General features: G+C 67.6%; 10 protein-coding genes. 8 read left to right on the top strand and 2 right to left on the bottom strand.

Annotated features, from left to right (window positions below):
• Positions 1–306: 306 nt before the first annotated feature.
• Together ACFY10_RS53860 and ACFY10_RS53855 are read left to right on the top strand one after the other, a co-directional pair.
• The gene (locus ACFY10_RS53860; RefSeq protein ID WP_390672776.1) at positions 307–2,979 is read left to right on the top strand and encodes an ATP/GTP-binding protein; all 2,673 of its coding nucleotides are present in this window, start codon (positions 307–309) and stop codon (positions 2,977–2,979) included.
• A 538-nt stretch (positions 2,980–3,517) separates the two neighbouring features.
• Positions 3,518–3,760 (top strand): transposase, encoded by a 243-nt coding sequence (locus ACFY10_RS53855; protein WP_390672775.1) that lies wholly within the window; start codon positions 3,518–3,520, stop codon positions 3,758–3,760.
• Between the two features lie 480 nt (positions 3,761–4,240).
• Here the strand turns inward: ACFY10_RS53855 and ACFY10_RS53850 are convergent, their stop codons facing one another.
• Entirely contained in the window at positions 4,241–5,266 is a 1,026-nt protein-coding gene (locus tag ACFY10_RS53850) for an Lrp/AsnC family transcriptional regulator (protein ID WP_388843023.1), read from the bottom strand.
• A gap of 145 nt (positions 5,267–5,411) precedes the next feature.
• On the opposite strand from ACFY10_RS53850, the gene ACFY10_RS53845 reads away from it, so the two are divergent.
• From ACFY10_RS53845 to ACFY10_RS53835, 3 genes are all read left to right on the top strand, one after another.
• Positions 5,412–6,800: a diaminopimelate decarboxylase gene (locus ACFY10_RS53845; RefSeq protein ID WP_390672774.1), complete on the top strand. Its 1,389-nt coding sequence runs from the start codon at positions 5,412–5,414 to the stop codon at positions 6,798–6,800.
• Between the two features lie 183 nt (positions 6,801–6,983).
• The gene (locus ACFY10_RS53840; RefSeq protein ID WP_390672773.1) at positions 6,984–7,340 is read left to right on the top strand and encodes a hypothetical protein; all 357 of its coding nucleotides are present in this window, start codon (positions 6,984–6,986) and stop codon (positions 7,338–7,340) included.
• Positions 7,337–8,965: an amidohydrolase family protein gene (locus ACFY10_RS53835; RefSeq protein ID WP_388843020.1), complete on the top strand. Its 1,629-nt coding sequence runs from the start codon at positions 7,337–7,339 to the stop codon at positions 8,963–8,965. Before ACFY10_RS53840 ends, ACFY10_RS53835 begins: the two co-directional genes overlap by 4 nt.
• Positions 8,966–8,982: 17 nt before the next feature.
• Here ACFY10_RS53835 and ACFY10_RS53830 read toward each other — a convergent pair whose 3' ends face one another.
• Entirely contained in the window at positions 8,983–9,189 is a 207-nt protein-coding gene (locus tag ACFY10_RS53830) for a hypothetical protein (RefSeq protein ID WP_388843019.1), read from the bottom strand.
• Between the two features lie 62 nt (positions 9,190–9,251).
• Between ACFY10_RS53830 and ACFY10_RS53825 the strand changes: the two genes are divergently transcribed.
• From ACFY10_RS53825 to ACFY10_RS53815, 3 genes are read left to right on the top strand one after another with little or no spacing between them, the layout of a single operon-like run.
• The gene (locus ACFY10_RS53825; protein ID WP_388843018.1) at positions 9,252–10,031 is read left to right on the top strand and encodes an amino acid ABC transporter permease; all 780 of its coding nucleotides are present in this window, start codon (positions 9,252–9,254) and stop codon (positions 10,029–10,031) included.
• Positions 10,028–10,840, top strand: coding sequence for an amino acid ABC transporter ATP-binding protein (locus ACFY10_RS53820; RefSeq protein ID WP_119104714.1), 813 nt, complete (start codon positions 10,028–10,030; stop codon positions 10,838–10,840). Before ACFY10_RS53825 ends, ACFY10_RS53820 begins: the two co-directional genes overlap by 4 nt.
• A 30-nt stretch (positions 10,841–10,870) precedes the next feature.
• The gene (locus ACFY10_RS53815) at positions 10,871–11,743 is read left to right on the top strand and encodes a substrate-binding periplasmic protein (RefSeq protein WP_388843017.1); all 873 of its coding nucleotides are present in this window, start codon (positions 10,871–10,873) and stop codon (positions 11,741–11,743) included.
• Positions 11,744–12,083: the final 340 nt, after the last annotated feature.

Raw genomic sequence — 12,083 nt, 5'->3', positions numbered from 1 at the left:
ACACGGCCTCCCCTTCGTCGCGGAACACCAGCGACCGCTCTTCATTCGGAGGAATGCGGCGCCCCCACGACGTCACGGCCAGATTCGTGACCCGGTCGTCGCGCCTGGTTTCCACTGCACCTGCGGGTGTGACGACGAGCTGCACTCGGCCCGTGGGCACAGTCGTACAAGTGACCACCTTGGGTGACGAGGTTCAGCTCAACTACCGTGCGCCAGGCGTGACCTGCAGACCATGCCTGAATGCGTTCTTGTCAGCCTGGCATCAAGGGAGCATAGATTGGCTCCAGTTGATCGCCAGGGGGAGCAGTGGCAAGGCGGGACCTTCGAACGCTGTTCAGCTCGAACGACCGGAGCATCGCCGCCAATGAGGCGTTCACGAACCGGCAGGCACAGTGGCAAGCAGTGACGGCCGGCCTCACCGAGCAGGTACGGCACATGATCCGCGCGGACTTCGACGTGGAGGACCTGGAAGGTCCCCGCCGCAACATCCTCGTGTTCCACGGTGTGGGCGGGATCGGCAAGTCCACACTCTCCCGCAAGATCGAGGCATCGCTCGCCCACAGCGAGCACCGCCCCGTGCAATGGGAATTGCCGTCCCACCCCGAGGAGCGGACGCTGCCGGTCCGCATCGACCTCGCTCGTGCCGCGGGTGTGGACTTCGAACGCGTCATCCTCACCATCCGCCTGGCCGTCGCCGCGCTCGGCCGGCCGATGCCCGCCTTCGACCTCGCTCTGCGCCGCTACTGGGAGCACAACCACCCGGGCGAACTGATCGAGGACTACCTGCGCCGAGGCGGGCTGCTGAGCCGCTTCAGCGCCGCTGCCGCCCTGCCGCAGCAGATTCAGTCCGTCCTCAGCGACATCGCCCAGGCGCTGCTCCTGCCCGGTACCGTCGGGAGCGCGCTTGGACACGGGGCCGGAGCGCTCATCAAGGCGTTACGCGAGCGGCACCAGTCCGTACGCGCACTCGCCGGCTGCTCCCGTCTGGCCGATCTCCTGGAGGCCGAGCCCGACCTGGACGCCCTCAGCTTCTACCCGCACCTTCTCGCCTGGGACCTGGCCCAACTCCCGGCCGACAAGAGCGCACTGCCTGTGATCCTGCTGGACACCTTCGAGGACACCGGCGACCGCACCCACCGTGACTTCGAGCGCCTGCTCCAGCGCATCGTGTGGCTGATGCCCAACGCCTTCTTCGTCGTCACCGGACGCAACCGCCTTCAGTGGGCGGAGACGAGCCTGGAAGGTCAACTCGACTGGACCGGGCCGAACGCGTGGCCTGGACTCGCCCCCGAAACAGTACCTACCGGGTCGGGCGCATCCAGCCGCCAGATCCTGATTGGCGACTTCTCCCCCGAAGACTGCGAGGAGTACCTCGCCCGCAGACTCCGCCGGGACGGGCAGCCAGTCATCGACGAACCGATCCGCCGGACCATCGCCGAGCGCTCCCACGGTCTGCCGCTGTACCTGGACCTGTCGGTCATGCGCTACCTGGAACTTCGGCGCAACGGCAGTCAGCCGCAGGTCACCGACTTCGAGCACGACTTCCCCGCTCTGATCACCCGAACCCTCAGCGACCTGACCGCCGAGGAACGCCACGTACTCCGCTCGGTCAGCCTGCTCAACGCGTTCTCCGTGCCCCTGGCCACCCGGGCCGCCGGCATGCAGCACGACGCGCCTGCCCTACGGCTGATCGAGCGCCCCTTCATCCGGGAGTCCCCCTCCGGGGTGTGGCCCTTCCATGTTCACGACCTGATCCGCGCCGCCATTCGCAACGCAGACGACGGCAGTGACGACCGCTGGTCGGAGCAGGACTGGCAGCGCGCGGCCCAACGCGCCTTCCACGCCCTGGAATCGCAGTGGCGCCAGGACCTGCGACGCGATCGCGCCGTCCTGGTCGGTTGCCTCCAGCAGGGGCTGCTCCTCGCACGGGACTTCCAGCTCGATCTCGGTTGGCTCGCCGATGCCGCCTTCCAGTACGTAGGGGACTCGATCTGGGAACCGCTGGTGCTCCCCGCCGACGATGCCGCATCGTCGGACGGCCTGCAGACTGCTGCGGATGCCCTGGTGGAAACGCTCAGTGCCATCGCCCGGCGCCAGCACGAACACCGTGAACGCACGGTCAGTCGACTCTCTGCCGTCCTTGCATCGGAGTTGCTCCCCGATGACCTGGTCGAACTGCCCGCGTATTACCGGGCGAAGGCGCAGCGGGACCTCGGGCTGACCGACGATTCTCGCCGCGGCATGCAGCGTGTCGCATCCACCGGCGGGCGGCTCGCCTTCGCCGCTCGGCGGGGCCTTGCGCACCTGAACCGAGTGTCCGGAGACTTCCCTGCAGCCGTGGAGGCCGCCGAGAGTCTGGGCTGGGCTGGGCGGCACCATCGGGTGCTTGGGGACGTGTGGTGGGTGGAGGGAGACATGGAACGGGCGGCAGTCGCGTATCTTGCAGCCCGGAGCGACGCCGAAGAACACGGTGTGGTCGGCGAGACCGCTGTGGCCCAGGCACATCTCGCCTTCGCCGTGTCCTTCAGCGACCCGCTTCGGGCCGACGACGAACTCGACCTCGCGGACCGGTTGCTGTCGCCCCTTAGCCTGCGCTCGAACGAGATGACCGCTCGCATCGCCGCCCTCGTGCGCGACGCAGGATTCGCCCTGGACCTGCCTGACCGGGCGGCCGTCCAGCTCGCAGAAATCGGCGCCTCCGGCATCTCCTACGCCGCGGCCAAACTGCAGCTGGCCCTGTGCTTCCACCACGCGGTCCTGGATGCCCAGGACAACCTCGCGGCTGGTATCGCCCGCTTGCGTGAGCTCACGCAAAACGGCTACTACGCCTACTACGTCGAGATCGCGCACTTCATGGGCGACCTCCCACTGCCTCCGAGCACCGTACAAGCACGTTGGATCGACGGGGAACAGCAGCCCCGGGAACGATGGCGCAACATAGTGCTGGGACGCCGCGATCACGTAGGTGGGGTTCGTTGAGCCGCAGTACACGTCCTGCTACTGCTGGGAAATTGCCAGCTCTCCACAGGCCACCCCCGGCCCCGCCCCCGTCTGTGGGCGGGGGCGACCTGCATCGGTGATGGGACTCATGGGCGGAACACCCCCAAGGCACCGGCGACACTGCCGGACTACCCACAGCCAGGCTCGGAGGGCCGCCCACCGGACCGTCACGCACCCAGCAGTAGCCAGGACCAGCGGGATCCTTCCCGAAAACTCCGAAAGATTCACTGACAGCCCGTCAGGGCATCACATAAGAGCAGGTCAGAGGCACAGCAGACGCGCCCTCGCCAGGCGCCTTCTAAGAAGCCGTATCTCAACCGATCATGGAGCGTGTGGGTCGAACATGCTTCCCGCCGGGGTGATCTTCGTGTTGTGCGCGCATGAAGACAGTGCCTCTCGGTAGCTCGGGGATGCGAATCTGACCGAGCAGTGCCGGGAGGCCCTGGTGTCGTTGTTGTACGCGTCCGAGCCCGTCCAGTTCAACTCGGCTGCACCATCGTGTGATTGCCTCGCGCACGTGTACGGCAACGCAGCCGATCATCCAGACCGGGTGCGCCGCTATCCGTCGGACACTATGGACGCGGAGTGGGCGGCTGTCCGACCGTTGCTGCCGGTGCCGGCCTGGCTGAAGGGCAGGGGCGGGCAGCCCGAGAGCTACTGCCACCGCCAGCTGCTGGACGCGGTCCGCTACCTGGTCGCGGGCGGGATCTCGTGGCGGGCGATGCCGAGGCCGAGCAGATCAAGCAGCGCCTGGCCGTGATCTCCCTGGCCTTCAGCGGCCCCTGGCCCGCAGGTTGCCGCTCGTCGAGCACGCCCAGAATCCGCTGGTAGTCGGGCGCCAGCACCGTCACCTGCAGTCCCTCGCGCCACGGCGGCACGATCGAGCCCGGCACCGGCGCGGGCGACGACACGGTTTGCGCCTGCACCCCGGTCACGGCGGTGGTCTCGGCAGCCGAGGCTGCCAGGGCCTCGACCAGCTCCTCCCGTGCGATCACCCGCCGGTCCAGCTCGATCTCCGCGGCCTCCAACGCCCCAGCCAGCCGCGCGGCTTCCTCCCGCAGTCCTTCCACCCGCACCCGAGCCGCTGTCTCCCGCTCCTCCAGCATTCCCAGCACCGACGCCATCGTGCACCCTTCGATCACGGAGCCGACACAAGACGCCGCATGCCTCCCTGACTCCGAGCTAGACCATGCCTGACCAGCGGAAATCAAGCGATCACGTTCGGTTGAGATACGGCTTCTCAGGCGTCCAGGAACGCCCCCACATTGGGCGCCGCATACCCGACGCTGCGCCCCTCGCTGTCGAGCAGTCGACCCATCTGATTCACGGTGTGCAGGCAGGCGGCCCGGTCCACTATGGAGAGATTTCGAGAGCGCTCAGTGATCGTCGCCTCCAACTGCGGCAGATCTCCGAGGGACCGTAGCCAGACCATCAGCAGGAGGTTCCGCTCTCCCGTGAGGGCGCAGCACAGGCGTACGTCAGGGAGCGCCGTAAGCGAGCGTGCCGTGGACTCCATGTGCTGCGGTGCCACGCTCGCCCACAAGAAGGCCGAGTACGGCCAGCCCGACAGGGACTGTGCCATCTCGCAGCGCAGCCGGAGCAACCGGTGGGTCAGCAGGCGCTTGACGCGGCGGCGCGCGGTGGGCTCGCTGATCCCGGCGCGGTCGGCGAGCGCGGTGTAGGACATGCGGCCGTCCTCGTGCAGCAGCCGGAACAGTTTCCGGTCCACAGCGTCCATCCGGGCACCTCCCACCGTCGTGGACGGTGTGCCGGCCGGTTCCAATGCGTGTCGCTGTGACCGTTCGAGGCTGCGCAGACGCCATCGGCTCGGCTCGCCGTAGCCCACGGTCCGTATCTCCGCTCGGTACGCCCGGACACCGGACAGCTGCCCTACCGTGCCGCGCAGGCATGCCGACACCTCCGCGGATGTGCGCAACGTCGCCACGACCAGCAGCCCGTACAGGCCTGTGAGGTGGTGGACGTAGCGCACGTGGGGCTCGGTACTCAACGCGGTGGCAATGTGGTCCAGCCGGCCGGGAATGCAATCGATCTCGATGTACACCATGCAGAACTCGCTGTGCAGGGCCGTGCCGGCCACACAGGTGACCCACGCCAGTCCCTCCTCGGCCAGCCGCTCCCAACGGCGTGCCACAGTCACCGGGTCGAGCGCGAGCGCCCCGGCCATCTGAGCCCAGGAGGCGCGCGGGGAGAGCTGGAGCGCATGGATCAGCTCCAGGTCTTTCTCATCGACGGAATCGTGCGACATGCCTCTGCTTATCACGGTGTACGAGCTGCGTATAAGCCTCCCGTTCGCCTGTCGTGACGGAATGCTGCGTTTCGGTAGTCGTTCCACGAAGCCTGCCGATTCTGGTGGCCCGAACACTCTTGGGGCACCGAGGAGGTCCGAGATCGTGAGGATTGCGCAAGTCGATCAAGACAGTGAAGGCGGTCGACAGCAGCGTGACCGAGCTGTCCGCGAGGCGGTGCGGTCCGGTCTGATCGGCCCCGCCCATGTGGCGGCGGGATTCTTGGACGCCGACGGGATCCAGGAGTCCGTGCGCGACCTCCAACGGGCCTTTGGCGACGCACCAGTGCTGCACACGTTCGCCGCCAAGGCCGCGCCTTTGGTCCCCGTGCTGCGACTGCTCGCCCGGTCCGGCATGGGGTGCGAGGTCGCCAGCCCGGGCGAACTCGCCCAGGCCGTCGCTGCCGGCTTCCCGCCGGAACGCATCGTGCTGGACTCACCCGCGAAGACCCGTGCCGAGCTGGCCGACGCGCTCGCCTTGGGAGTGGCGGTGAACGCCGACAACTTTCCCGAGTTGGACCGCATCGGCGAACTACTCGCTGTGAGCGAGAGCACCTCGGTGCTCGGGCTGCGGATCAACCCACAGGTCGGCGCCGGAGCCATCGACGCGATGAGCACCGCCTCGCTCAGCTCGAAGTTCGGCGTGCCACTGCGAGATGCCGGAGCACGGAAGCGCATCCTCAAGGCTTTCGCCGAGCGTCCCTGGCTCACTCGGCTGCACGTGCACGTCGGTTCGCAAGGCTGCCCCCTGGAACTCATCGGCCAGGGAGTGCGCGCCGCGTACGAACTCGCCGAGGAGATCAACGCGATGGCGGGCCGGCAGCAGGTGACCAGTCTGGATATCGGCGGCGGCCTGCCGGTCAACTTTGACGACGACGAGATCCGCCCGACCTACGCAGACTACGTTCGGCAGCTGCGCACCTCCGTTCCCGAACTCCTCGGCGGGCGCTACGACCTGGTAACCGAGTTCGGTCGTTCACTGGTCGCCAAGAACGGCTTCACGGCCGCGGTCGTGGAGTACACCAAGGACACCGGCGGCCGCCGCATCGCGCTGACACACGCGGGCGCGCACATCGCCACCCGTACCGTCTTCATGCCGGAGGCGTGGCCGCTGCGGATCGCCGTGTACGACTCCGACGGCAGGCCCAAGCATGCTCCGGAGCGGGTCCAGGATGTCGCGGGCCCGTGCTGTTTCGCTGGGGACCTCGTAGCCCGCGGACGCAAGCTGCCCGAACTGGCACCTGGGGACGTCGTGGTGCTGTTGGACACCGGCGGCTACTACTTCTCCTCCCCCTGGTCGTACAACAGTCTCGCCCGACCCGCCGTACACGGCTTCACCACGCGCGAATCGGACATACGGTTCGCCGCGGTCCGCCCGGAACAGACCCTCGTCGAGATCCTGGCGGAAAGCGGCGTCGACCAGGCAGACGCACTCCTCTTCAGTGACGTGGACAGCACCCCGGCCCACGCGCGATTCGCACAGACAGAAGCCTGATCATGACACTGACCGAAGTTCCGACGACACCCGTTCGCCGTTTGCCCGCGGCCAAGGAGGCCGCACCCTACGCCGTTGCCGTAGCGGGACTGATCGCCACACTGACACTCGGTTGCGTTCCACGCGCCGACGATCCGGGACCTGCTCCCCTTCGTCATGTACGCCGTGCTCTCGCTGTGCGGCATGAACCTTCTGCCGGCCACCATGCTCTCCCTGCCAGCCGCGATCCTCCTCGTCCACCGGCCACCCATCGACATCGCCACCCTCCTCGGCACCAGCATCGGCCTCACACCTGCCGCCTGGGCGGTGACCTATCTGCGGGGATCGAAGGCCGACACCTGCGGCCCCTACCCCAACGCGAACACGATGGGCGCTCTCCGCTTTGCCCAAGGCACTGGGCTGAGGGCGCTGCTCTCGCTGGGGCTGGACGCTCCTCATTCCGGCAGCGGTCATGTACGCCCTCATCCTCGTACGGCTCACCCGACCGCCGCGCACTGCCAGGTACCCGAACCGAACTCCACTGCGAAGGAAGAAAGTTGAACCAATTCGATGTACTCGCCGTCGGCGGCACCGTCATCGACGGGACCGGCGGCCCGGTCCGACGGGCGGATGTCGGCATCCGTGGCGACCGCATCGTCTTCCTCGGACGGGCCACGACTCACGCCACCGCACGGGAGGTGCTCGACTGCACCGGCCACGTCGTCGCGCCCGGCTTCATCGACCTGCACTCGCACGCCGACTACACCGTGTGCGACGTGCCCAGCGCCGAAGCGTGCATCAGACAGGGCGTCACCACCATCGTCACGGGCAACTGCGGCGCTTCCCCCTTCCCCGTCACCTCCGAGCGGCGCCAAGCGTGGGACACCACGCTCGCACGCGGCGGCCTCAGCACCGCCGACATGCCCTGGGAGGACTTCGACGGCTTCGCACGCGCGGTGGAGAAGGCCGAACCGTGCGTCAATCTCGCAGCGCTCGTCGGGCACGCGGCCCTCCGCGTGGCCGTAGTCGGCACCGAACGGCGCCCCGCGACAGCCGACGAGACCGCCCTCATGCGCAAGCTCCTCGCCAGGGCTGCCGAACAGGGGGTGTTCGGTCTGTCCACCGGACTTATCTATGCCCCGGGGTCGTTCGCCGACACCGACGAGGTCGTGGCGCTGGCCACCGAGGCTCGGCAGGCCGGACTGCTCTACAGCACCCATGTGCGCGACGAGGGTGACCATCTCGTCGAGGCCGTGACCGAAGCTCTGGAAACCGCCCGACGCAGCGGCGTGCGCCTTCAGATCTCGCACCTCAAGGCCATGGGTCCCGCCAACCACGGCAAGGTGCACGAGGCGCTGACCCTCATCGACTCCGCTGTCGCGGAAGGAGTGGACGTGGCGTGCGATGTCTACCCCTACGCCGCCTCCTCCACCCGGCTCACCTCGCGCCTTCCCGACTGGGCGCTGGACGGCGGTCTCCACGCGCTCCTCGCCCGACTGGAGAATCCGAAGACCCGCGAGGCGATCACTTCGGAACTCCGGGCGAAGACCGGGCACACCTTCCTTCCCGAATGCACCGTCATCGCTGCGATGCCGCCGGGCCGCTACTCCTCGTGGGTGGGAAGCACGGTCCAGGACATCGCCGCCGCCACTGGCCGCGATCCGGCCGAGGCATCCCTCGACGTACTGCGCGCGCACCAGGCCCAGGTCTGGATCGTCAACCATGCAATGTCCGAGGCGGATGTGGAAACAGTGCTGCGCCACCCCGGCAGCGCAGTCGTCAGTGACGGCTCGGTCCTGGACACCGCCACCGACGGCCACCCCCACCCCCGTAACTTCGGTGCCTTCGCCCGGGTCCTGTCCCGGTACACCCGCGACGGCCAGGTCCTCACGCTCCAGGAGTCCGTCCGCAAGATGAGCGCGCTGCCCGCCGCCCGCCTCAGCCTCACCGACCGAGGAACCGTGAGCGAAGGTATGGTCGCCGACCTCGCCGTCTTCGATCCCAAGACGGTCAGCGACACCGCCACCTTTGACGCCCCGCTCTCTTATGCCGTGGGCACTCGTCACGTCCTCGTCAACGGCCGCCCCGTACTGCGTGATGGCGACTTCACGACACACCGCCCTGGCACGGTGCTCCGCAAGACGGCCGTGCGCTCCCTCTCCCATCACACAAGGAGGTCCCCGTGAGTTCCACCCTCGTCCAGTCACAGCCGACTGAGCCCCAGTCGAGAGCCTTGCACACCGCGTTCCGGGAACTTCGTGACCTTTCCGCCGCCGGCCACCATCCTCATCGTCGGCTTCGGTATCGCCGTCAGCGAGGCGAGCCGGCTGTTCCCCGCGCCGCTGTGCCGCACATACCCGACCTTCGCGCTGTCGATGACGGTGAGGGGGCGGTCCGCTCGGAGTTCCACGCCTCCGCTTCTTCCTTCGCGCCTGGTCAGGAGTCGTGATGACCCTCTCGTCCCCTGTCTCTTTGGCTTCGAATGCTCTGGCCGACACGTTCTTCGACTGGGGCGTGATCGCCGAGACGTTTCCGCGGTTGATCTCCGAGGGCCTGCTGAACACGTTGGCGATCGCCGCAGGGGCCATCGTGCTCGGTGTGGTCATCGCTCTGGCGGCCGCGATGCTGCTGCTGTCGAACCGATGGTGGGTGAGGCTGCCCGCCCGGCTCTACGTCGACGTCTTCCGCGGCCTTCCGGTGATCATCACGGTGATGCTGGTCGGTGTGGGCCTGCCCGCCGCCGGGATCCGCCCCTTCGGCACCGACCCCCTCGGCTACGCGGTCCTGGCGATCGGCATCATCTCCGGCGCGTACACCGCGGAGATCTTCCGCTCCGGCATCCAGAGCGTCGATCCCGGCCAGTTGCAGGCCGCCCGCAGCCTGGGTCTGAGCTATCTCAAGGCGATGCGCCTGGTCGTGGTGCCGCAGGGCATCCGCCGCGTGCTGCCCGCCATGACCGGCCAGTTCGTCAAGGACATCAAGGAAAGCTCGCTCGTCTACCTCCTCGGCCTAGCCGTCGGACAGCGCGAGCTCTACTTCATCGCCCAGGAGGAGGTCGCCCGTACCTACAACTCCTCACCTCTGATCGCCGCGGGCATCTGCTACCTCGCGCTGACCATCCCCATGACCTACTTCGTGAACTACCTGGACAGACGGCTGCGCGAAGGCCCCCGCCCCGACAAGACACCGGCCTCGGCCGATCCGGACCTGCCCACCACCCCGCTCCAGCCTGCCGGAGGAGAAGCCCGATGACCCCCGCCACCGCCGGTCCGAACCCAGTCGCCCCCCTGCCCGAAGCCAAGACCGAAGCCGCGCCCCGGACACCGGACGACCTCGCCGCCCTGCAGGTCAAAGGGCTCAGCAAGAGCTACGGCTCCAACACCGTGGTACGCGAGGTCACCCTCGATGTGCAGCGCGGAGAGACCCTCTGTGTGATCGGCCCGTCCGGCTCGGGCAAGTCCACCCTGCTGAAGTGCCTGAACCTGCTGGAGATCCCCGACTGTGGTGAGATCTGGCTCGGCGAGACCTGTCTGACCGCGCCGGACGCCGACGTCGACGCCGCCCGCTCCCGCGTCGGCATGGTCTTCCAGCACTTCAACCTCTTCCCGCACATGAGCGTCGAGCGCAACGTCAGCCTCGCCCTGACCTCGGTCAAGGGCATGGGCCGCGAACAGGCACGCGCCACCGCACGACGCCGCCTCGAGGAGGTCGGCCTCGCCGCCTTTGCCGAGCAGCGGCCCAGCCGGCTGTCCGGCGGGCAGCAGCAGCGCGTGGCCATCGCCCGCGCTCTGGCCATGGAGCCGGAGGTGATGCTCTTCGACGAGGCCACCTCCGCGCTCGACCCCGAACTGGTCAAGGACGTACTCGCCGTGATGCGGGATCTCGCATCGGGCGGCATGACCATGGCCGTCGTCACCCACGAAATGGGCTTCGCCCGGGAGGCCGCCGACCGCGTCGCCTTCATGTGCGACGGCCGCCTCGCCGAGATCGGCACCCCCGACCGGATCTTCGAAAGCGCCGAACACCCCCGGCTGCGCCAGTTCCTCTCCCAAATCCTCTGAACCGCCCTCCCAGCACAGAAAGTCCCAGCCATGCACATTTCCCGTAGAACACTGCTCGTCGGCGCCGTCACCACCGCACTGCTGCTCCCCCTCACCGCCTGCGGCGGCAACAGCAATGCAGCGGACTCCGGAACAGCCAAGTACAAGGACCTGGTCTACCCCGGTGTGGTCACCGCGAGCACTGTGTCCGAGCAGCCGCCCTTCGCGGTCACCGACGAGTCGGGCAAGCCCAGCGGATTCGCTATCGATCTGATGAACGAGGCAGCCAAGCGCCTCGGCGTGAAGGTCCAGTACAAGGCCACGAGCCTGCAGGGCGCGCTCACCGGCCTGACCGCCAACCAGTACGACATCGGGGTCGGCGGGTTCATCGCCGCCCCCGAGCGCAGGAAGCAGGTCGACTTCACCACCCCGTACTACTGGGGCTTCACCAAAATCCTGACCCGGAAGGGCGACAAGCAGACCAAGCTGTCGGACTTCGACGGCAAGCGGGTCGGGGTCGTCAGCGGCTCAGTGCAGGAGGACTATATGGACAAGCGCATGCCGGACGTGCGTAAGGTGAAGTTCGAGGACCACACAGCGCTCGTCACCCAGCTGCTCTCCAAAAGCATCGACGCTGCCATTCTCGGTGGTGGCGTCGCGGACACATACGCCGCGAAGTCGCCGGTACGCATCGCCGTCACACGGGAAGCCCCCCAGGGCACCGCCTTCCCCATGCGCAAGGACGGTGACCCGAAGCTGCTCAAGGACATCGACACCCAGATCAACGCGATGATCGACGACGGAACCTACATCAAGCTCTACAAGAAGTACTTCCAGGACCCGGTCAGCGCCGACCTGATCAAGGAACGACCCAAGCTCGCGAAGCAGGTCGAGAACACCAGCCTGGCCCCTTCCGAGAAGTGACACGGCCGTGGGGGCGCCTCTCAGAGGCAGCGCCCCCACCGACCGATTCTCATCACTTCTGCCTGGACAACCGTTTCGGCCAGGAACTCTTCCGCCGGCCGGTAGCAGGAGCCCGGCTCAGAGGAAGTCCGCGAGGCGCCTTCAACGCGGTGACCTCCATCGGGAGCGGGGCGGTCTGAACCGCTCTTCGGCCCTGGACGCCTCGATTCGCCCATCACGCGCAAGGCCGAACAGTTCCAGTCCGTCTAAGAGGCCCTAACAAAGGCGTCGTACGTGTCTGTAGGTGATGAGGCAGGTGGCGAGGCCGAGGAAGGCTTCGTGGATGTCGTCGCGTCGTTCC

The organism is Streptomyces sp. NPDC001401, from assembly GCF_042895385.1.
In the GTDB taxonomy this organism is placed as follows: domain Bacteria; phylum Actinomycetota; class Actinomycetes; order Streptomycetales; family Streptomycetaceae; genus Streptomyces.
The sequence above is the reverse complement of the archived record's forward strand: the minus strand, read 5'-3'. Positions and strand labels throughout refer to the sequence as shown.

Excerpts from the sequence above, each read along its gene's own strand:
- ACFY10_RS53820 (WP_119104714.1), top strand. The coding sequence starts at position 10,028 with ATGACCCCCGCCACCGCCGGTCCGAACCCAGTCGCCCCCCTGCCCGAA.
- ACFY10_RS53840 (WP_390672773.1), top strand. The coding sequence starts at position 6,984 with ATGAACCTTCTGCCGGCCACCATGCTCTCCCTGCCAGCCGCGATCCTC.
- ACFY10_RS53815 (WP_388843017.1), top strand. The coding sequence starts at position 10,871 with ATGCACATTTCCCGTAGAACACTGCTCGTCGGCGCCGTCACCACCGCA.
- ACFY10_RS53850 (WP_388843023.1), bottom strand. The coding sequence starts at position 5,266 with ATGTCGCACGATTCCGTCGATGAGAAAGACCTGGAGCTGATCCATGCG.